Origin of the sequence: Klebsiella quasivariicola, assembly GCF_002269255.1 — a bacterium.
Taxonomy (GTDB): domain Bacteria; phylum Pseudomonadota; class Gammaproteobacteria; order Enterobacterales; family Enterobacteriaceae; genus Klebsiella; species Klebsiella quasivariicola.
In genome coordinates this window covers 864,390-883,557 of sequence record NZ_CP022823.1, presented here as the reverse complement: position 1 = coordinate 883,557, position 19,168 = coordinate 864,390, and the positions used below count along the sequence as shown (strand labels likewise).

Below are 19,168 nucleotides of genomic sequence, written 5' to 3'. Positions count from 1 at the left end.
CCCGGAGGAAAAATGCAGCCGTCCTTTCACTGGATCAATGAACCTGCCGAGTGGCGCCGCGATACCGACGGCCTGACGGTGGTCACTGACAAGCATACCGATTTCTGGCGCCATACCTGGTATGGCTTCGAGCGCTTCTCTGGTCATCTTTATGCTGCTGAGGTGGAAGGTGATTTTACCCTGCAGGCAAAAATATGTGCGGATTTCACCACCCTTTACGACCAGGCCGGACTAATGATGATGGCGGACGAGCGGACCTGGCTGAAGGCGGGGATTGAGTTTAATGACGATGCCCCGGCCATTGGTAGCGTACTGACGCTGACCCACTCCGACTGGGCCACCGGGCTTTTTCCCGGCGACCCGCGCACCTTCTGGCTGCGGTTGACCCGTAAAGGCGATGCGATAAGGCTGCAGTATTCAACCGACGGCGAACGCTGGCCGCTGCTGCGGCTGGGCTACTTTCCGCCAGGCCCGGTGAAAGCGGGCGTGATGTGCTGCTCACCGGAGCGCGGGGGACTGGCGGTTGAGTTTCAGGATATTCAGCTTTCCCCGCCATCAGACAAAGCACTGCACGATCTGAGCTAAACGCTAGCGGGAAGACCCGACTTTCTGTGCATCCTGGGGCCCGGGATTGCAAGGCTCGTGGGTGCCAGGCAGGTAAAAATGGCCGTGCTTATCGGGATCGGTGCCGCCCGGGCACCCTGCCCGGCCCGATGAGTTATCACTATCGCCGCCGTCCGAACCGTTTCCGCCGTCGGCGCCAGCTATCACCGACTGGCCATGATGGCCGCCATGCGCAGCACTGGCCGAAAACGCCACCAGCGCGAAGATACCGACCATGAAGCGTCTGCCCATTGATGTCTCTCCCTTATTTGTATTCCCAGCCTATGACGTTGGTGATGGGTTAAGCCGTTGAGCGGCAAAAGTCATCGCGATAAAAACCGCTTTATCCGCATGGAGTATAGGGTTAAGACTGAGGGAAAGACAGGACCTGTGCCTTCAGATATTTCGCACGCAAAATAGCCTTTATTCCGCGGCATGCATTATCAGAAAATCAATCAGGGCCTTCACTCTTTTCGTTTTACCCGCGTTTTTCGGGTAATAGAGATAAACCGGGGGATAGGTTTTCCAGTAGTCTTCCATCACGGGAATAAACTGCTCACGATCGGGCTGTAGCCGCCAGATGGGTTCAAACAAGCGGCCAATCCCCAGTCCGTGACGAATACCGTCTGCCATCACGTCAATATCATTGCTGATTAACTGCCCCGGCATCTCGACGGTGAGCTGCTCACCGTGGTCATTGAGGAGTAGCGGCAGGATGCGGTTGTTGGTAATAAAGCGATAGCCAATCAGCTGGTGATGGCTGAGATCGGCGGGCACCGCTGGCACGCCATATTCGGCAAGATAGGCTGAGGAGGCGTATAACCCTTCACGAAACGGTTTCATTAACGGGCGGGCGACCACGCCGCCTTCGAGAATATCGCCAAAGCGGATCCCAAGGTCGAAACGTTCTTCAATGATATTAACGGTACCGTCATAGACCGATATTTCCAGCTGGATCCCCGGATATTGCTGACAAAATGCCGCCATTGCCGGTTTGAGAATAAGCAGATAGGCAAAGCGCGATAGCGTGATTCGTACGATACCAGAGGGCTCCTGATTCTGGTCGCGAATGCTTTCAAACGAATTTTCCAGCGACTCCACCGCCGCAGCGGTCTGTTCCAGCAGCAGCTGCCCGGTTTCCGTCAGCTCAATACGCCGGGTCGTACGCACAAAAAGCGGATGGCCAATATGCTCTTCCAGCAGCTTAAGCGCATTGCTGACGGAGGGAGGCGTAATTTCCAGTTTTCTTGCGGCTGCCGAAATATTACCCTCACGTGCAATGCTCTGAAAGATGCGTATCTGGTTATAAAGGGCGTTATTCATAGCATCTCCTTAAGACAGCCTCACCTGATTATTAAGTACAGGCTAAATATTCTTAAGTCAATGACCGCCTAATCTTCGCCAGCTGTGGCTCGTATACTTTTGTCTCTTCCCGCTGATAACGACTTTCCGGAGACAACAATGCGCATTTTATGTCTGGATATCCCTGCCCCCGGCGCGACGCTGGAACACTATGCGCCGCACCTTACCGCGGAAGCCCTGCACGCCTGGGGACTGTACAAGTCTGGCTTTATCCGCGACATCTATTTCCGTCAGGACCGACCCGGCGTCGCTATTTTCCTCGAGTGCGACACCGTGGAAGAGGCGAATAACGTCATGGCCGAATTTCCGCTGGCAAAAGCAGGCTTATTAAGCTTCGAGTGTATTCCACTCGGCTCGTTTATTAACTGGGAAAACCTCTTCTCAGCCGAATTTAAACATCAGGAGTAACGGTAGGAATGAATATTCTTATTGTTTCCGGGCATCCGGATCTCAATCTTTCCATCGCTAACGCCACCATCCTCGATGAGCTGGCAACCGCCCTGCCTGACGCGGAAATTCGTCGTCTGGACTGGCTCTATCCGGACGGCAAATTCAACATCACCGCAGAGCAGGAAAGCCTGCTGCAGGCGGATGTGATTGTCTGGCAGTTCCCTTTTTCCTGGTATGGGCTGCCCGGGTTAATGAAACAATGGCTGGACGAGGTCTTTGTTCACGGCTTCGCGCATGGATCAACGGCGAAACTGGGTGGTAAAAAGCTGATCCTCTCCTTCACCACCGGGGCGCCGCAGGCGGCGTATAGCGCTGACGGTTTCTTTGGCCATGCCATTGAAGAGTATCTTATTCCGTTCGAGACCACGGCAAGGCTGTGCAATCTTGAGCTGCTGGCGCCGGTGTATACCTGCGGCATCAGCTATGCCGACCGGGATGCCGACAAAATCGCACAGCAAAAAACGCTTGCCCGGGAACACGCGTCAAGGCTTGTCGATCTGCTCAATACCGTTTGTGAATAATCCACAGGGAGAATAACGATGCAGTATACCCGGCTCGGTAAAAGTGACTTAACGGTCTCCCGCATCTGCATGGGATGTATGGGGTTTGGCGATCCGTCAACGGGTCAGCATCGCTGGACGCTGGACGAAACAGCCAGCCGGGACATCATTCGCTACGGCCTCGAACAGGGCATCAATTTTTTCGATACCGCCATCGCCTATCAGAACGGCTCCAGCGAGCGATACGTTGGCCGGGCGCTGCGGGAGATGGCAAAACGCGAGGAGGTGGTGCTGGCCACCAAGTTTCTGCCACGAACCGCCGCGCAAATTGCGGGGGGGATCGGCGGAAAAGAGGCAATAGCCCGCTCACTCGACCAGAGTCTGCGCAACCTCGGGATGGACTACATCGACCTCTACATCTACCACATCTGGGATTACAACACGCCGGTTATTGACGTGCTTGAAGCGCTGCACGCCGCCGTGACCGCCGGCAAGGTGCGCGCAATTGGCATTTCCAATTGCTATGCCTGGCAGCTGGCGAAGGCGAACGCCCTGGCCGAACGCGAAGGGCTGGCGCCCTTTGTTTCCGTGCAGAGCCACTACAACCTGATCATGCGGGAAGATGAACGAGAGCTGTTCGGGCTGTGCGCGGAAGATGATATCGCCATGACTCCCTATAGCGCGCTGGCCAGCGGCCGTCTCTCCCGCTTAGAAGGCCACACGCGGCGAGCGGTAGAAGATGAGTATGCGCAGGGAAAATACGACAGCACGGCAGAACAGGACCGGATCATTATTGCCCGCGTCGCCGAACTTGCCGAACGGCATCAGGTTTCCATGACCGAAATTTCGCTGGCCTGGCTGCTGACAAAAGTGACGTCGCCTGTCGTAGGAGCCACAAAAAAAGATCACGTCGATGGCGCGGTAAACGCAGTCAATCTTCACCTGAGCCCGGAGGAAATCCAGTTTCTTGAAGAAACCTACCAGCCGCACGTTCTGACGGGGATCATGGCGCAAAACACGCCGCAAACGAAGGACGTTAAGCAGGTCTGGACGCGGTAACGATCCGCCCTGCTGATCGGAAAGGAGCAAATATGAAAAACGTGATTGCCGCGGCAGCCTTGTCGCTTGTGCTGTCTGATTTTGCTTATGCCAACGAACAAAGAGATGAAGCTATGATGAAAATTATCCCTTCCACCCTTGCCGACGCTGATATTCAAGCGGTGTCGCCGGCGCTGGCGCGCTTCGGCCGCGAGGCCATCAGCAACGACCTCTGGCAACGTGACGCCCTGTCTGCCCGCGACCGCAGCATCGTGACCGTAGCGATGCTGATTGCCCGCAACCAGCCTGGCGAGCTTAAGCACTATATTGAAGTTGCTCTCGACAGCGGCGTGACGCCAGCGGAAGTATCAGAGATCATTACCCATCTGGCGTTCTACTCAGGTTGGCCCAATGCAATGTCAGCCGTCAGCGTGACCAAAACGATCTTTGCAGCCCGCGGCATCACGGCAGAGGCCCTGCCCGCCGCCTCGCCGACACTGCTGCCACTCAATAAACAGGTAGAGAAGCAGCGTGCAGACACCGTGGAGAAAAATGTCGGTCCCATTTCGCCTGGCCTGGTTAAATTTACCGCCGACCCGCTGTTTCTCGACCTCTGGCAACGGCCCGCGCTTACGCCCCGCGACAGAAGTCTGGTGACGGTCAGCGCGTTAATCGCTGCCGGACAGAGCGCGCAGATTGGCTACCACCTGAACAGAGCCATGGATAATGGGCTTTCGGCTGAAGAGGCCGGAGAAGTGGTCGCCCAGGCGGCGTTCTACGCGGGATGGCCAAATGCGTTTACCGCTGCCCCGGTGGTCGGTGACGTGTTGCGATCGCGCGAGAGCAAAGCTGAATAAAAAAGGATAAAGGACAGGAAAGCTGTCCTTTATTTATCAGTTTAAAGGTAGCACGAGGGCTTTCGATTAAATCTCGCGGAAAGGACATAAACGGTCTATCGACGTATGGAGGCTTCGATCGTGAGTCTGTTCACATCGCTCATTGAGAAAATTTCCGTTCCGTATGCCGTCCTGAGTCTCATCTTTTGAAAGCAGCGATCGCTGCGGCGAGACGGTAGCGCGGACATGTCTATTTGGTTAGAGACGAATATCTCAATTTAGCTACTACACCGCAACTTCGTTTAATCTGTTTTATCTTAACTATCAATGGACTGACCTCCCCACACCGCATATTGCAAGAATTTGCTCTCTCAGCCAGCGGTGACCGGGGTCGCGTTCCATTCTTGGGTGCCACATCTGCGATACCGTAATACGACGGCTTTTGCACGGCAGCTCGAAAACGTGTACCTGGTCCGTTACCTGCTGATTGAGTAAATAGAGTGCAGGTATCATGGCGATAAGATCCGATTCCAGCGCCACAGACAGTGCTGTCGGAAATCCCGGTACGACGCTCGCAATTTTACGTTTTGTCCCCAGTTCGGCCAGCGCATCGTCAACGGATCCGTGCAACGCGCCCTCGGGTGACGCTACCACATGGCCCCAGGCGACATAATCACCCACGCCTATTTCTGCCTGCTTAGCCAGCGGGTGCCCTTTACGCACGACGCCAACAAACCGATCCTCAAACAGTCGTTGCAGCCGTATTTCTGGCCCCATATTACTCTGAACGCCAATCTCCAGATCAACCAGCCCTTCCCGAAGATAGCGCGACGTTTTTTCCGGCTTAGGCGCGAAGCGTATACAGACATCCGGCGCGGCGTCGGCAACCGCTGCTATGAGCGCAGGCCCAAACGCCACCACAAAACCATCGTTTGCCCTGATGGTAAAAAGACGCGCCAGACTTCGCGCGCTGAATGTTTCAGTTGAGGGCTGCAATACCGCCCTGGCCTCGTGCACTGCACGCCTGGCGCGATCCCGGGTCGCTTCAGCCCACGGAGTCAGTACCATGTTACGCCCGGCGCGCACCAGGATCGGGTCTCCTGTGACATCGCGTAACCTGCTTAGTGTCCGGCTCATGGCCGAAGTGCTGAGGTTCAGACGACGTGCCGCACCCGCGACACTCGCTTCACTCAGCAATACGTCGAGAGCTACCAGCAAATTAAAATCGGGATCGGACATTTCCCTTCCTCCCAGCACATTAAGATAAGGCGTTTGATGCAACAATAAAGTGAAAATAGTGCGCCTTCCGCCCAGTAAAAGCCATCTTTATAGTTTTGTCATCCATACACTCTTCTCAGAGGACAAATGATGACGCTCTTTTCCAGTCAACCCGGCGACGAAGGCCTGCCTGGCCCGGCGCGCGCACGGGTGATGGCCGCAATAATGACCACCACCTTAATGGGCGTGTTTGATGGCACCATGATCAACATTGCCCTACCCTCAATGGCTCAGGAGATGCAGGTACCTGCCAGTATTGCCGTCTGGTTCGCCAACGGGTATCTGCTGGCGGCTGCGATGACGCTGGCGATATTCGCGGCGCTTGCGGCCCGTCTGGGTTATCGCCCCGTATTTCTGGCGGGCCTGACGACCTTTACCCTGACATCGCTGGGCTGCGCGCTGGCGAATAAGCCCGACGTGCTTATCGGTATGCGCGTGCTTCAGGGGATCGGCGGCGCGGCGACGCTGAGCATTGCCCCCGCAATACTCAGGTCCGTATTTCCCGGACGATTACTTGGCCGCATTCTGGGGTTCCATGCCCTGCTCATTGCCTCCAGCTCCGCTATCGGCCCGGTATTGGGCGGTACGATCCTTCACACCCTGAGCTGGCAATGGCTGTTTGCGATAAACGTTCTTCCCGGCACCCTCGCCTTACTGCTGGCGGTCAGAGCGCTGCCGCGGGATGCGATCCTTATGCAGGCGCCCTTCGACACCCTGGGCGCCATATTGTCGGCACTGCTGTTGGGTTCGACGATCATGGCGGCGAACAGCCTCCAGGACGCTACTTATCAATTCGGCAGCCTTTGCTGGATGGCTCTCGCTGCGCTGAGCGGCATGGCTTTTATCTGGCAAATCCGCCGCACGGATCATCCCTTACTGCCGCCGACCATGTTTAAAAATGAACGTTTTACCCTCGCGGCCTTCACGTCGATGATTGCTTTTGTCAGCCAGGGGATCACCTTTATTGCGCTGCCCTTCCTGTTTCAGAGCGAATACGGCTACAGTCCGGTAGTGTCTGCCCTGCTGTTTACGCCGTGGCCGTTAGGGATCGTGCTGATTGCACCGCATGCAGGCCGTTGGGCGGACACGATATCCGCCCCGGCGATATCCACCCTGGGGCTGGTGATTTTTGTCGTCGGTTTGATCCTGCTGGCGACGTTACCCGCCGGCCCTTCAATGTGGGATATCTGCCTGAGAAGTCTGGTGTGTGGAATAGGGTTTGGCTGCTTTCAGAGTCCCAATAACCGGGAAATGCTCTCAAACGTTATTCGTGAGCACGCGAGTTATGCGTCCGGTGTTTTATCCATTATGCGCACTTTCGGGCAGTGCCTGGGAGCCGCCGCCGTAGGCGTTCTGCTGGCAGCAGATGAAAGGTCAATTCATGTTGCGCTGTGGGTTGCCGCCGCGGCCTCTGCGGTATCGGTTGTCGTCAGCGCGAGCCGACTGCGTAAAATCACTCATCCTGCGAGAACAGGATAAGTGCGAAAATATCACTAAACGCTACTCCAGCGCCAACAGCGCAAGACGCCGCTTCCGCAACCAAAGTGGAGTCCTCCGTCGGAGTGCAACAGACTAACAGAATGCTATAACTGCTGTTTTATCTAGGGAAAATTGAGTTGGATAGACTTCAGGAGACTGGAGTTTGGAGCGGCGAAGGGATTAGAACAAGCTGTTCAATAATTTGAAAAATATAGAATTTTCACGTTATATCTTAACTTATACCCCCAAAGATACCCCCAAAGCACAGAGGCTTTGAATTCAAGTAATTACCTTTGTCGATAAATCAGCAGGAAGCGAGATGATAGCAAATGGCAGGCATACTCGAAAGCAGCGATACCGTTAGCATCAGACTAATTACGATTCATTAAACCCAGATCGCGACGGGCCCTCATGATATCAATAATCGTGAGATATGGAGTTTGTTCTTGCCAGCTAAACCCTCTGCGATCGATACGAACCAGTTCGTACTTTTCCACTAGAAAGTTAATGGCATTAGCGAGAGTGATACCGGCATCGATATGTTCCTGTATGACGGTTTCATCACAGAAAGGTGTATCGTTTAGTGTCAGGCCATAATGCTGTTCCAGCAGACGACTAAGTAGCATTTGCCAGATAGTCACGGGCGACAGGCATGGCTTCGCCGCCCGCATATTTGTTGTAGGTAGAAATTTCATTTTTTTTCTCGTGAAAGTAATTAACGTTGAGTGGGATAAATGGCGATGTATACGTAGCCACAACTACCAAGCGTATCGGCTTCGCAGGTGAATCCGTTGTGATAGAGGGTGACACAGTGCTGATGGCGGGGGGAGAGTTCTCCGCCGGTGAGTATCAGCTCCAGTTGTTTGAGAATCAACGGAAAGGCCTGATCCAGGTATAGCGCGTCATCGTCGCAGAAAGCACCGTTAAATCCGGCCCGATCAGCAAGAAAATGCAGGCGGTCGCCTTCTTGCACCAGCCGAGCTCCAAAACAGGGTGTAATCGTACTCTTTAGCCCCCAATGCTGGCAGCGGGGATTCTCCGGCTTGGTACCGGATTCTGAGTGATTGTTCATTATTGTTCCTGATTAAAGGGAAGGATTAATTGAGAGTGACACTTCGAAGAATGACATAGGGACCATTGCGGTCCTGACGACGTTCAGCAAACACGGCCAGAACGCCGTGTATGTCCTGAACTTCCCGGCCAGCATAATGGCAGATACTGCCTGACCATTTATATTTGCCGGTACAGAAGCGAAACAGGCGGGAGTCAGGATGCTGTCGGTACAGAGCCATGGCCTGGCGCTTACTGATGATTTTCATATCCAGCCTCGCTCAGCGAACGACACAATGCCATCCTGGCCGACAACCAGATGATCGAGCGTCTTCACATCAACCAGCTCCAGTACCTCCTTTAGCCTGTCAGTCATCTGGCGATCGGCTTTGCTGGGCTCCGGATCGCCGGAGGGATGGTTATGTGCGAGTACGACAGCTGCAGCATTGAAACGAAGCGCCGACTTCACCACTTCGCGGGAATGAACCTGCACATGGTTTACCGAACCGGCGAACAGTGTTTCACTCTCTAGTAAACGATGCTGATTATCGAGATAGAGCACCATAAATACCTCCCGCTCCTGTCTGGCCAGCTGTATCCCCTCGCGCAACGCCCAGTGCCTGATAGTACGAGCGCCCCTGTTCCGAAGCCCGTTGCCTGAATGGCTCGGGATAAGCTTCTTTATCAAACGTAAAATCAAGGCTGTAGTTCCCCGCCCTCAGATCTTCCGTCAGTGCGTGGCTTAATTCACTAAGTTTATCTCCTGCAACGATATGCAGGGACCAAGGCTGAGTATTGCAGTTGGATGGTGCGCATTGCGCTTCGAGCAAAATGTCTTTGAGGATATCGCTGGGGATGGGAGATGAAAGAAAGGCTCTAGCCGAGTACCTGTTTTTTACTACCTCACTAAATGTTGGCTCTTGCGAACTCATTTGCTTCTCCGCCTGAAAGTAATTTGAAGTGAATGATTCACTCTATCCAGATCCATCCTGTCACATCAGACTCATCGTTTTCATTCCCGGTTCCAGATTAGGTCTATGAATTCCATTCATAGCGCCTATTTAAGCAGCGTAATTATCTTTAACCGCAACTTCGTTAATCTGGGTCTATCGCGTGAACACGCAAGCGGAAAGTGGCAACTGATGATCACACCCCAGCCTGCGCGGCTGGGGCGTCATCGGAGGATAACTAAATATTCTTATCGAAGAAGACGTCTAACTTTTGCATTGCCTGGTCAACGTATTTTGGCACCCAATACGTCTCGATATGGGTAGCACCATCGATCAGGAAGAGTTCTTTGTCCTTCGTACCGGTGGCTTTCGCGAACGCATCTTCAGTCATATAGAGCGTATCCGCTTTTGTCCCGGCAATCATCAGCAGCGGTTTATTGATGAGATTGATATGGTCCATTACGTCAAAGCTCATCAAATCCAGAAGACTGCTGGTGGTGTATTTAAACGTGGAGTTCGGGTGGGCATGGGTTTTCCAGTAGTACTCGTAGCCCTGGCGATACAAGGCAAAGGGTAATTTAGCAATCTGTTCATCAGTCAGGTTGGCATCGCCGGAGTAAAGTACTTCTCCTCCGGCGGCTTCCTGAGCACGTGCGTCAGAAGCCTGCTGAAGACGTTGCTGGATAGTATCCAGCTGTGAATCCTGCATACCGTTGCGGCGCACAAGGCCTGAATTAAACATGCTGATGGTTGCTATCGATTTGAACCGCTTGTCAGTTTCGGCCGCAACAAGTGAATACCCGCCGCCTCCGCAAATACCCAGCAGACCAAGGCGGGCGGTATCGACACCAGGATACTGACTGATGTAGTCAGCCATGCCGTGGATATCCTCAATGCGATTAGCGGGTTTATCCACGCTGCGAGGCATCCCACCGCTGGCCCCCTGATAAGCCGCGTCGGCTGTAATCGTGATGTAGCCCTGCTCGGCGAGACGCTGGGCATACAACCCGGCGACCTGCTCTTTTACGCCACCATTAGGATGTGCAACCACCACGGCAGGATATTTTTTGGCGGGATCGTAGTTAGCAGGGGTATAGACATTCGCAGCAATCTGGATGCCATGCAGATCGTATTTCACGGGATGAATGTTGACCTTGCCTTTGACGTTCTCGGTGATGGCACCGTCATAGACGAGTGTGAATGGATTTTTTTTGTAATCAGCCGCATTGACTGAGGTCACCCCGGCCATTGCCGTGAGTAGCATTGCACTGATAACCGTGAATTTCATGGTCTCTCCCCGATGAGTGTTGGCCTGGTTATACAGGCTCGCGGAATCAAATTTGCAGGCTCAGAGTAGGCGGAGAGGGCTGTCAGCATCGTGACAGGGAAATAACATTTTTGTCAGGAAACAGACTGGGATAGGCAGGTGTTTCTGACAACGCTGTCAGGTAGCCGTCAGCTTTATGTTGGCAATCACAACGCAGAATGGTCCCGCTTAAATGAGAGTCATGATTAATTTTCTGAGAAACGGAGCGATCAATGAAAAGCCAGAATGACCCAACAATGCCAGAGCGGCGCAAGCTATTAGTCGCCGGGGCCGGTATTGCCGCCGCCTCAATGATTCCGCAAGTATCAGCGGCGAGCCAATCCTTTCAGGTCGATTCATCCAGACAACCCAGCCAACGCAATGCTGCTCCTGGCAAGCGTAAACTCGGGAAGCTGGAAGTTTCTGCCGTCGGTCTGGGTGTGCAGAACATGAGTCGCAAATACGACACATCCGTTCCCTGGCGTCCCGAGATGATCAATGTTATCCACCGGGCATTTGATGAAGGGGTAACGTTCTTCGACGCTGCTGAAGCCTACGGCCCGTTTGAAGTCGAAAAAATTCTCGGGGAAGGCGTCGCCCCGTTCAGGGACAAAATCGTTATCGCCACCAAGTTTGGCTGGAACATTGACCAACAGACGGGTAAGCGTCTGCCGGGCCTTAACAGCAGGCCGGAGCATATCAGGCAGGTCGTCGACAATATGCTAAAACGCCTACGTACCGATCGTATCGATTTACTGTATCAACACCGGGTTGATCCGCAGATCCCTATCGAAGATGTTGCCGATGTGGTGAAAGATTTAATGGATCAAGGAAAAGTCCTGCACTGGGGTCTGTCTGAAATGGGCATCAATACATTGAGGCGCGCCCATGCAGCATTACCCGTGACCGCCGTACAAAGTGAGTACTCCATGCTCTGGCGCGGCCCTGAAAAGCAGGTGCTTCCGGTGTGTGAAGAGCTGGGCATTGGGTTCGTGCCATGGAGCCCACTCGGCGTGCAATTTTTAACGGGCTGGATTGATGAGAATACCCGGTTCGCTGCCGGTGATTTCCGCGCGACAGAAACGCGTTTCACGCCTGAAAACTTGCCACACAACTTACAGTTGGTTGAACTACTGAAATCCTGGGCAATACGAAAAAATGCCGCACCGGGACAGATTGCGCTGGCATGGCTCCTGGCGCGTAAACCCTGGATTGTTCCCATCCCTGGCACCACCAATAAAGACCATATGCTGCAAAACACAGCGGCTACCACCGTGTCGCTAACTTCCGCTGAGATGACCGAGCTCACCCGCTCACTGGATGCCATCACTATCCAGGGTCAACGTCTGCCGGATGCTGTGCAGGTTTATTCTGATGTTGAAGCACCGTTGAAAAGTTAAGAGGAAGTCCCGTTATGCGCCTGTTGTTAGTCGAAGATGAAGAAAAAACGTCAACCTATCTCAACCGAGCATTGAGTGAGTCCGGATTTACGGTAGATGTCTCTGCAGATGGCGCGGAAGGACTTCATTACGCGCTGGAGTTCGACTACGACGCGATAATACTGGATGTGATGCTGCCGGGGATGGATGGCTACCGGGTACTTGAGGGTGTGCGAGCAGCCAAACAGACGCCGGTGCTGATGCTCTCGGCTCGCGGCTCTGTCGATGAACGCGTTAAAGGGCTTCGCCTTGGCGCGGATGATTATCTGCCCAAGCCCTTTTCGCTTATTGAGCTGGTGGCGCGTATTCAGGCACTGGTGCGTCGCCGCGCTACGGATGGCGCAGACATCACTCAACTGCAAATTCACGATCTGCATCTCGACCTGCTGGCTCGCCGCGTATTTCGTGGTGGAACACGGCTGGAACTGACCGCGAAAGAGTTTTCCCTGCTGAGCCTTTTGGCCCGGCATCAGGGGGAGATTCTGTCAAAGATGATGATAGCTGAGCAGATATGGGACATGAACTTTGATAGCGATGCCAACGTGGTTGAAGTGGCCATTAAACGCCTGCGAGCCAAAGTGGATGCGCCGTTCGACGCCAAACTGCTGCATACCGTTCGTGGCATGGGGTATGTCCTTGAAGTCCGGTCAGAATAGTGAAGGGGATAAGCATGCTTAAGCGTTCCATCTCCGTTCACCTGGCGCTGATGTTTGCCTTATCCGCGCTGCTGATTGTGTCCGTTATCGGCATCCTGCTCAGAAGCTCCTTGCATGACTCTTTGCAAAAGCAGATGCACAACGAATTGTTATTCCGTGAATCATTAATGAGCCCGTGGATTACCGCCCGAACCTCCGCTGACGGCTGGTCACTGCTTGCCAATAAATTCACCGTGTTAACCAATTCTGAAGGTGAGCGCGTTCGCTACTGGATAGTAAGCGATAACCCACGCTTTAGCATGGGGGGAACGCCGCCGGTGGGCGTTCAGTGGTCTTCTTTACGGGAAGGCTTTAATAAAGTGCCCGGCGCATCAGAAGGTGCATGCTCGCTGTTTCTGTTAGTGAAAACGATCCCCGCCAACGGTGAAAGGCCTGAGCTGCGCTATGTGGTTGCCATTGACTCCACGCCGTACATGGGCACACTCGATGCGTTCACGCGTACATTGCTGATCATTACCGCACTGGGCGTCGTGATTGTCGCCTTACTGGGGTACATCGTTTCAAGGATCGGTCTTCGTCCCGTTGGGGCGCTCAGTAAACAGGCCCGGCATCTCGCTCCCGGGGACCATGGTCAGCGCCTGAATACCGAAGCATTACCTGACGAATTACAGCAATTAGCATCATCTTTTAATGGCGTGCTGGAACGGCAAGAGGTCGCCTGGAGGCAGCTCGAAAGCTTTAATGCCGATGTTGCGCATGAGCTCCGGACTCCGCTAACTAATCTGATCGGCCAGACGCAGCTGGGTCTCTCACGCCGACGTTCACAGGATGAACTGGAAGAGTTATTGGGTTCCAATCTGGAAGAACTTGAACGCATGACGTCGATAGTTAACGACATGCTGTTCCTGTCCCATGCTCATGCGGGTGAGCATGCTTCCCAGCTTACGCAGGTTTCCCTGCGGGAAGAAACCCTGAAAACAGCGGAGTACGTTGAACCCTCTTTTGCTGAAAAACAGCTTTCTCTGGATGTGGAGGGCGACGTCACCGCGCACATCGACCGACGACTGTTCCACCGCTCACTGGCTAATTTACTGGAAAATAGCGCAAGACATTCACCATCCAACAGCACGGTTACGGTGCGGTTAAGCGAAAAAAACAATCAAGCCTGGGTTGAAGTTTCAAACCCGGGCGAGCCTATAGCGCCAGAGCACTTACACCGGCTTTTCGAGCGCTTTTATCGCGTCGACACCTCCCGGGCCAGGAGTGATACCCATCATGGACTGGGCCTGTCGATCGTGCGTGCCGTCGCCATTATGCACCGGGGAGATGTATTTGCCCGTAGTGAAGATGGCATCAATACATTTGGCCTCACCTTTGCGGTACAAGCGGATAAAGCGGCGGGCAATGCTCAAACCGGCACTGAGCCGGGGCCAGGGTTAACTGACAGAATTGTCAGGGGGGCGTCAGCCTGACGTCATTACCCCCTCGATAAAATCATCGCAGGCAATCCCCTCTTCATTGATAAGGACGCTTTGCATGATCGGACATTTATGTTACCTCGGGCTATTACTGCCCCTCTTCACATTTTCATCCTGGGCAGCGGAGCAAAATCCTGCTGTCCATATCGCCCCCGCAGGAAGTCAGAACACGTTGTACGGGCCAGCCGAGAACTTTACCGGTCACGTCAGGGTTGATCCTCTCTTCAAACCGGATAACGACATCCCTGTTTCCGGGGCTTATGTCACGTTTGAACCCGGCGCTCGTTCCGCCTGGCATACGCATCCGGCAGGTCAGCGGCTGATTGTGACCTCGGGTGTTGGGCTCACCCAACAAGAAGGCCAGCCGGTGCAGGTTATCCGCGCCGGTGACGTTATCTCTTGCCCGGCGGGCGTCAAACACTGGCACGGGGCGGCACCCGGCAGCGCGATGACGCATCTGGCGATAACCGGGATTGTGGATGGCAAAAGCGTTAACTGGATGGAGAAAGTGACAGATGAACAATACCACGCCCATTAAAGCATTAGCGGCAGCGGTATTGCTGACCTTTGGTTTTGGTCTCGCGGTACATGCTGCGCCCGTCAATAAAGGAGCCTCAGAAATGAACCGCGAACAAACGGTTTCAGATACGCTGTCAGCCCGCCAGCAGGCCATCCCGTTGATTGCCGCATCGATGGCCAGCAGTCAGATGGATAAGCTGAATGCAGCCCTGAATCAGGGTCTTGACGCAGGGCTCACGATAAACGAAACCAAAGAGATTCTCGTCCAGCTTTATGCCTATACGGGCTTCCCCCGTAGCCTGAATGCGCTTAGTGAACTGATGAAGGTCGTCGAAGCACGTAAACAACGTGGTATCAAAGACGTTGAGGGTAAAGAACCGATTGCCCCGATCCCTGTCGGGGGTGAGCTTCGCCGTGTCGGTACCGCAAACCAGACAAAAATCTCAGGCGCTCCCGTCCAGGGCCCACTGTTTGATTTTGCCCCGGTGATTAACCAGTTCCTGCAAACGCACCTTTTCGGCGACATTTTCGCCCGTGATAACCTCGACTGGCAAAGCCGCGAGCTGGCAACGGTTGGCGCATTAGCGGCCACGCCGGGCGTCGAATCACAACTGCTGTCGCATACGCGAGCAAGCATGCGGGTCGGCCTGACGGCGTCGCAGCTGCGCCAGCTGGCACAGGTTCTGCGTGAACATGGCGAAAGTGATGCAGCAACGCGAGCTGAAAAGGCGCTGCAGCAGGCGCTCGCAAACAATTAGGAGTGGGTTATGGAGCATGATCCCAACCGCAGAATGTTAATCACCGCGCTTGCCGGGCTGACGCTGGCGAACGTTTCTTTTGCCTCAGCTGCGACCGGAACCGCAAACGTGCAGGGTAAAAGCCGTGTTCTGGTGGCGTACTTTTCCCGCAGCGGAAATACACGGGTGATTGCGGGCGTCATTCACCGCAGCCTGAATACCGATCTGTTTGAAATCGAACCGGCTACGCCTTATCCGGGAGACTATTTTCAGACCGTTGAACAGGCGAAAAAAGAGCGTGAGCGAGGCGTAAAACCTGCATTAAAAAATAGCGTCGCAGATTTCTCACGCTACGAGACCGTGTATTTAGGCTTTCCGATCTGGGGGACCAGCGTACCGCCTGTCGTGCAAGCATTTCTCAGCAGCCACAACCTTGCGGGCAAGTTAATCATCCCCTTCATTACTCACGGTGGCTACGGTAAAGGAGACAGCGACGACATCCTTGCCAGTCTCGCCCCAACTGCACATCGGGAAAAACCGCTGGTCATTGAATGCGACCAGGAGCGAAGAACCACTGAAACGGTAACAAGTTGGTTAGAGACAATACGCAGTTAATCGTCCGCATTCATGAGTCTGCCAAATAAGGGCAATCAGGGGTGCTAAATAATTAACGCGGACAACTCAGATATTATTGAGCGGCAAACATAACAGAGGATGTAATCTTGAAGACAATCTTAAAAACGCTGGCCATCTGCGTAATGGCGGGCGGCCTGGTGGCTCAGTCGGTCTATGCCGAGCCGATGGTCATTCAGGAACAAGGAAGCTTTTCTGCTGGTGGCACTATCATCACCGCACCAGGAACATTTGATGCAAAAAAGCCGCTGGATTCAGCTGGCCAAACCTATCATGGCGATCATGCCTCAGTGTTCTACCAAATCCCGGAGAATCCGCATAAATACCCTATCGTCATGCTGCACGGCGCAGGTCAGTTCTCCCGTACCTGGGAAAGTACCCCGGATGGTCGCGAAGGGTTCCAGAACATCTTCCTGCGTCGCGGGTTCTCAACTTATCTTGTCGATCAGCCGCGTCGGGGCAGCGCCGGGCGCACGACTGTAGAAGGTACTGTTACGCCTAAACCGGATGAACAAATGTGGTTTAACCAGTTCCGCATTGGCGTGTGGCCAGAGTATTTTAAAGGTGTTCAGTTTTCTCACGACAAAGAAGCACTGAATCAGTATTTCCGTCAGATGACCCCAAATACCGGGCCGTTTGATATCAATGTTATCTCTGATGCGATGTCAGCCGTCGTGGATAAATCCGGCCCGGCAATCCTCTTCACCCACTCTCAGGGCGGCGGACCTGGCTGGTACACGGCGATGAAAAACAACAAGGTCAAAGCCATTGTCGCTTTTGAGCCTGGCAGCAGCTTTGTCTTCCCTGAAAAAGAACTCCCAGCCCCTATGCCAAGCGCGTTCGACACGCTGAAGGGTGAGCCTGTGCCAATGGAGCAGTTTATGGCACTGACCAAAATCCCGATTCTGATTATTTACGGCGATAACATACCGGATAAACCTGTCGCCATGCCCGCGCAGGACAGCTGGCGCGTACGTCTGGCGATGGCCCGCGAGTGGCGTGACGTGGTGAACAAGCATGGCGGGGATGTTACGGTGACGCATCTGCCTGAAGTGGGAATCAAAGGGAATACCCACTTCCCGTTCTCTGATTTAAATAATGTGCAGATTGCTGATTTAGTAACTAAATTTCTGAAGGACAAAGATCTGCAATAGGAAGAGCCAATATTGAGCCTTCATTAATGAAGGCTCAATATAAATGCGATTTTCATTAAAAAATGGAAACGTTATGATCGGCCTTAAGCGATGAGTGGAAATTGGCACTTTTGCTCCCACAAAAATGACTACAGAAATAGTTACAATTCACTTTGTCATGCCCTTATACATCAAAGCTATGCCAGCGCTCTAGCAACCCCGACTTATTCAAAGGAACTGAGTGATCATTTATTTTTTTACCTTCCAACATGCTTTTAGCAAAGTATGTGCAATCAGGCCTGAAATGTACGGTGAGTAAGTCAGGATTAATAGCCATTAATCCTGCATCAAAAAGACGATGCAAACATGCAAGCATCAATAATCCGTTAGAGGTATTATTATTTCCTGTTCCTACTGGCTCAATGTGAGCTGCCTCTAGGGCTTCTCCACTATTCGTTATGGCACAGCGATAACCAAAGTTAGCGGCTACACGCTCTTTAAAATCGCTCTGATTAGTACGGGTACGGACAATACGATCAGCGAACAACGCTTGCTCAATAGATTCAGAAAGAGCTGAAACGTAAGAAGCATCATTAGCAACTGAGTCTACAAGCTCTTCTACGGGATTTGTAATGGAATTGGGTTGTTCAGGGGGAGTAATCACTTCTAGAGGGCGTACAGGGGATTCTACTAGATGTTTTGACGGCTTACAGACACTAAGAAATTCATGTACCTGTTTTACGTCCATGCCTTGCTTAGTTGCTTCACGTTTGAAAGCATCAACCATAGCAACTGTATATCCATTTTCTGTAAACAACCTGATCCATTTATCACTAAAGGATTCTGGCATCTTGGCAACAGGAATAGAAACAACTTCCTCTACTGATTCATTAGATGGTAATTCAGGCGACCCTATTATAATATCAGCTGCGGCAATAGCTATTTCAATCTCTACAATTAACTTAGGTGTACTTACGCTCGCATGATGAATATCTCTGGTATGGTCAACAAACCCGCCAAAAGACTTAAAATCAATCTTGCATTCGATACATGAAATCGGACGTCTTATAATGGCTGCTTCTATCTTTTTTTGTTCATTATTATCTTGATTTATTTTGTCCTGTTTAACTTTAGCTATATGCCATGGATCAGATTTAATTTTTTCTTCATTAAGAATGGTCCTATGTTTGGCCGAAAGAGTTGCTTTAGCTGCTGGTTTATTTTTCTCGTTATTGAGTCGCTCTAGTGTTTCTCCCTGAATAATAGCTTTTGCTTTCTTCGTTGCTTGCTTTTTTGACAATCCAGATGCAAGAAGTTCAAGCATTATATTTGAATAATGTTGAGGATTATGTTTACGCTTTTGGTTATCTAGCTTGCGTTTTTGGTTGTAGACTTCCATTTGTGCAGGAGTTAAAGCACCTCCTACGCTACGGATAGTAGCAGGTGCAATTAACGGTTTCTTACCATTTATATTCCTTTTTACTTGCTCTTTGCTAATTCTAACTTTAGCTGTAGGAGGTTCTACATGGAAATCATTGCGGCTATCATTTTGGGTGCTGATCAGAACTTCTCTGACCTCGTCAGGAATGGTCTTACCTTCACGGCTTGCTCTTCCCCATGCTTTGATAGCTTCTAAGCGTGTCATTTTCATGTGTTAACCTGAAAAATCTGTAGATATGAGGAAGTATACAAACCATTCTGATCAATCGTCTATACATGTG

Annotated in this window: 22 protein-coding genes and 1 pseudogene; 13 read left to right on the top strand and 10 right to left on the bottom strand. The window is 52.6% G+C overall.

Going from position 1 to position 19,168, the window contains the following annotated elements:
• Positions 1-12 precede the first annotated feature (12 nt).
• Entirely contained in the window at positions 13-585 is a 573-nt protein-coding gene (locus B8P98_RS04485; RefSeq protein WP_025713596.1) for a DUF1349 domain-containing protein, read from the top strand.
• A gap of 3 nt (positions 586-588) precedes the next feature.
• Here the strand turns inward: B8P98_RS04485 and B8P98_RS04480 are convergent, their stop codons facing one another.
• Positions 589-855: a hypothetical protein gene (locus tag B8P98_RS04480; protein WP_025713597.1), complete on the bottom strand. Its 267-nt coding sequence runs from the start codon at positions 853-855 to the stop codon at positions 589-591.
• Positions 856-1,026: 171 nt separating this feature from the next.
• A complete protein-coding gene (locus tag B8P98_RS04475; RefSeq protein WP_095032773.1) occupies positions 1,027-1,926 on the bottom strand; it encodes a LysR family transcriptional regulator in 900 nt (299 codons plus the stop codon).
• A gap of 138 nt (positions 1,927-2,064) precedes the next feature.
• Here B8P98_RS04475 and B8P98_RS04470 point away from each other — a divergent pair, with 138 nt between their 5' ends.
• From B8P98_RS04470 to B8P98_RS04455, 4 genes are read left to right on the top strand one after another with little or no spacing between them, the layout of a single operon-like run.
• Positions 2,065-2,373, top strand: a complete 309-nt coding sequence (locus B8P98_RS04470; protein WP_025713599.1) for a hypothetical protein — start codon at positions 2,065-2,067, stop codon at positions 2,371-2,373.
• A gap of 8 nt (positions 2,374-2,381) precedes the next feature.
• Complete coding sequence (locus B8P98_RS04465) at positions 2,382-2,936, top strand: NAD(P)H-dependent oxidoreductase (RefSeq protein ID WP_136053395.1); 555 nt, start codon at positions 2,382-2,384, stop codon at positions 2,934-2,936.
• Between the two features lie 18 nt (positions 2,937-2,954).
• Complete coding sequence (locus B8P98_RS04460; protein WP_095032772.1) at positions 2,955-3,974, top strand: aldo/keto reductase; 1,020 nt, start codon at positions 2,955-2,957, stop codon at positions 3,972-3,974.
• Between the two features lie 32 nt (positions 3,975-4,006).
• On the top strand, positions 4,007-4,810 hold the full coding sequence (locus tag B8P98_RS04455) for a carboxymuconolactone decarboxylase family protein (protein WP_095032771.1): 804 nt from the start codon (positions 4,007-4,009) through the stop codon (positions 4,808-4,810).
• 303 nt (positions 4,811-5,113) lie between these two features.
• Here B8P98_RS04455 and B8P98_RS04450 read toward each other — a convergent pair whose 3' ends face one another.
• Positions 5,114-6,028, bottom strand: coding sequence for a LysR family transcriptional regulator (locus tag B8P98_RS04450; protein ID WP_025713603.1), 915 nt, complete (start codon positions 6,026-6,028; stop codon positions 5,114-5,116).
• A gap of 129 nt (positions 6,029-6,157) precedes the next feature.
• Here B8P98_RS04450 and B8P98_RS04445 point away from each other — a divergent pair, with 129 nt between their 5' ends.
• Entirely contained in the window at positions 6,158-7,546 is a 1,389-nt protein-coding gene (locus tag B8P98_RS04445) for an MFS transporter (protein WP_095032770.1), read from the top strand.
• 371 nt (positions 7,547-7,917) lie between these two features.
• Here B8P98_RS04445 and B8P98_RS04440 read toward each other — a convergent pair whose 3' ends face one another.
• The 6 genes and pseudogenes from B8P98_RS04440 to B8P98_RS04415 all read right to left on the bottom strand — a co-directional run bounded on the left by B8P98_RS04440 (position 7,918) and on the right by B8P98_RS04415 (position 10,810).
• Complete coding sequence (locus B8P98_RS04440; protein ID WP_001546951.1) at positions 7,918-8,241, bottom strand: TA system toxin CbtA family protein; 324 nt, start codon at positions 8,239-8,241, stop codon at positions 7,918-7,920.
• Positions 8,242-8,261: 20 nt separating this feature from the next.
• Positions 8,262-8,618, bottom strand: coding sequence for a type IV toxin-antitoxin system YeeU family antitoxin (locus B8P98_RS04435; protein WP_095032769.1), 357 nt, complete (start codon positions 8,616-8,618; stop codon positions 8,262-8,264).
• 25 nt (positions 8,619-8,643) lie between these two features.
• Positions 8,644-8,865: a DUF987 domain-containing protein gene (locus B8P98_RS04430; RefSeq protein WP_014226747.1), complete on the bottom strand. Its 222-nt coding sequence runs from the start codon at positions 8,863-8,865 to the stop codon at positions 8,644-8,646.
• Positions 8,862-9,269, bottom strand: a complete 408-nt coding sequence (radC, locus tag B8P98_RS04425; RefSeq protein WP_370511773.1) for a RadC family protein — start codon at positions 9,267-9,269, stop codon at positions 8,862-8,864. Before radC ends, B8P98_RS04430 begins: the two co-directional genes overlap by 4 nt.
• A 43-nt stretch (positions 9,270-9,312) precedes the next feature.
• Positions 9,313-9,528 (bottom strand): annotated as a pseudogene (locus B8P98_RS31980) (nitroreductase family protein); the annotation flags it as partial.
• A gap of 256 nt (positions 9,529-9,784) precedes the next feature.
• Positions 9,785-10,810: an alpha/beta hydrolase gene (locus B8P98_RS04415; RefSeq protein ID WP_370511772.1), complete on the bottom strand. Its 1,026-nt coding sequence runs from the start codon at positions 10,808-10,810 to the stop codon at positions 9,785-9,787.
• A 275-nt stretch (positions 10,811-11,085) separates the two neighbouring features.
• Here B8P98_RS04415 and B8P98_RS04410 point away from each other — a divergent pair, with 275 nt between their 5' ends.
• The 7 genes from B8P98_RS04410 to B8P98_RS04380 all read left to right on the top strand — a co-directional run bounded on the left by B8P98_RS04410 (position 11,086) and on the right by B8P98_RS04380 (position 17,468).
• Positions 11,086-12,252, top strand: a complete 1,167-nt coding sequence (locus B8P98_RS04410) for an aldo/keto reductase (protein ID WP_174705283.1) — start codon at positions 11,086-11,088, stop codon at positions 12,250-12,252.
• 14 nt (positions 12,253-12,266) lie between these two features.
• The gene (locus B8P98_RS04405) at positions 12,267-12,947 is read left to right on the top strand and encodes a heavy metal response regulator transcription factor (RefSeq protein ID WP_095032767.1); all 681 of its coding nucleotides are present in this window, start codon (positions 12,267-12,269) and stop codon (positions 12,945-12,947) included.
• Between the two features lie 14 nt (positions 12,948-12,961).
• Positions 12,962-14,419, top strand: coding sequence for a heavy metal sensor histidine kinase (locus tag B8P98_RS04400; RefSeq protein ID WP_095032766.1), 1,458 nt, complete (start codon positions 12,962-12,964; stop codon positions 14,417-14,419).
• Positions 14,420-14,483: 64 nt separating this feature from the next.
• The gene (locus B8P98_RS04395) at positions 14,484-14,963 is read left to right on the top strand and encodes a (R)-mandelonitrile lyase (RefSeq protein ID WP_095032765.1); all 480 of its coding nucleotides are present in this window, start codon (positions 14,484-14,486) and stop codon (positions 14,961-14,963) included.
• On the top strand, positions 14,941-15,702 hold the full coding sequence (locus B8P98_RS04390) for a carboxymuconolactone decarboxylase family protein (protein WP_095032764.1): 762 nt from the start codon (positions 14,941-14,943) through the stop codon (positions 15,700-15,702). The genes B8P98_RS04395 and B8P98_RS04390 overlap by 23 nt, the downstream gene beginning before the upstream one ends.
• Before the next feature lie 9 nt (positions 15,703-15,711).
• On the top strand, positions 15,712-16,296 hold the full coding sequence (locus B8P98_RS04385) for a flavodoxin (protein ID WP_095032763.1): 585 nt from the start codon (positions 15,712-15,714) through the stop codon (positions 16,294-16,296).
• Between the two features lie 107 nt (positions 16,297-16,403).
• Complete coding sequence (locus B8P98_RS04380) at positions 16,404-17,468, top strand: alpha/beta hydrolase (protein WP_095032762.1); 1,065 nt, start codon at positions 16,404-16,406, stop codon at positions 17,466-17,468.
• A gap of 163 nt (positions 17,469-17,631) precedes the next feature.
• Here the strand turns inward: B8P98_RS04380 and B8P98_RS04375 are convergent, their stop codons facing one another.
• On the bottom strand, positions 17,632-19,098 hold the full coding sequence (locus tag B8P98_RS04375) for an HNH endonuclease (protein ID WP_095032761.1): 1,467 nt from the start codon (positions 19,096-19,098) through the stop codon (positions 17,632-17,634).
• Between the last annotated feature and the right edge of the window lie 70 nt (positions 19,099-19,168).

Bases quoted from the DNA above. Each gene is read 5' to 3' on its own strand.
- B8P98_RS04485 (WP_025713596.1), top strand. From the start codon at position 13: ATGCAGCCGTCCTTTCACTGGATCAATGAACCTGCCGAGTGGCGCCGC.
- B8P98_RS04480 (WP_025713597.1), bottom strand. From the start codon at position 855: ATGGGCAGACGCTTCATGGTCGGTATCTTCGCGCTGGTGGCGTTTTCG.
- B8P98_RS04475 (WP_095032773.1), bottom strand. From the start codon at position 1,926: ATGAATAACGCCCTTTATAACCAGATACGCATCTTTCAGAGCATTGCA.
- B8P98_RS04470 (WP_025713599.1), top strand. From the start codon at position 2,065: ATGCGCATTTTATGTCTGGATATCCCTGCCCCCGGCGCGACGCTGGAA.
- B8P98_RS04465 (WP_136053395.1), top strand. From the start codon at position 2,382: ATGAATATTCTTATTGTTTCCGGGCATCCGGATCTCAATCTTTCCATC.
- B8P98_RS04460 (WP_095032772.1), top strand. From the start codon at position 2,955: ATGCAGTATACCCGGCTCGGTAAAAGTGACTTAACGGTCTCCCGCATC.
- B8P98_RS04455 (WP_095032771.1), top strand. From the start codon at position 4,007: ATGAAAAACGTGATTGCCGCGGCAGCCTTGTCGCTTGTGCTGTCTGAT.
- B8P98_RS04450 (WP_025713603.1), bottom strand. From the start codon at position 6,028: ATGTCCGATCCCGATTTTAATTTGCTGGTAGCTCTCGACGTATTGCTG.
- B8P98_RS04445 (WP_095032770.1), top strand. From the start codon at position 6,158: ATGACGCTCTTTTCCAGTCAACCCGGCGACGAAGGCCTGCCTGGCCCG.
- B8P98_RS04440 (WP_001546951.1), bottom strand. From the start codon at position 8,241: ATGAAATTTCTACCTACAACAAATATGCGGGCGGCGAAGCCATGCCTG.
- B8P98_RS04435 (WP_095032769.1), bottom strand. From the start codon at position 8,618: ATGAACAATCACTCAGAATCCGGTACCAAGCCGGAGAATCCCCGCTGC.
- B8P98_RS04430 (WP_014226747.1), bottom strand. From the start codon at position 8,865: ATGAAAATCATCAGTAAGCGCCAGGCCATGGCTCTGTACCGACAGCAT.
- B8P98_RS04415 (WP_370511772.1), bottom strand. From the start codon at position 10,810: ATGCTACTCACGGCAATGGCCGGGGTGACCTCAGTCAATGCGGCTGAT.
- B8P98_RS04410 (WP_174705283.1), top strand. From the start codon at position 11,086: ATGAAAAGCCAGAATGACCCAACAATGCCAGAGCGGCGCAAGCTATTA.
- B8P98_RS04405 (WP_095032767.1), top strand. From the start codon at position 12,267: ATGCGCCTGTTGTTAGTCGAAGATGAAGAAAAAACGTCAACCTATCTC.
- B8P98_RS04400 (WP_095032766.1), top strand. From the start codon at position 12,962: ATGCTTAAGCGTTCCATCTCCGTTCACCTGGCGCTGATGTTTGCCTTA.
- B8P98_RS04395 (WP_095032765.1), top strand. From the start codon at position 14,484: ATGATCGGACATTTATGTTACCTCGGGCTATTACTGCCCCTCTTCACA.
- B8P98_RS04390 (WP_095032764.1), top strand. From the start codon at position 14,941: ATGAACAATACCACGCCCATTAAAGCATTAGCGGCAGCGGTATTGCTG.
- B8P98_RS04385 (WP_095032763.1), top strand. From the start codon at position 15,712: ATGGAGCATGATCCCAACCGCAGAATGTTAATCACCGCGCTTGCCGGG.
- B8P98_RS04375 (WP_095032761.1), bottom strand. From the start codon at position 19,098: ATGAAAATGACACGCTTAGAAGCTATCAAAGCATGGGGAAGAGCAAGC.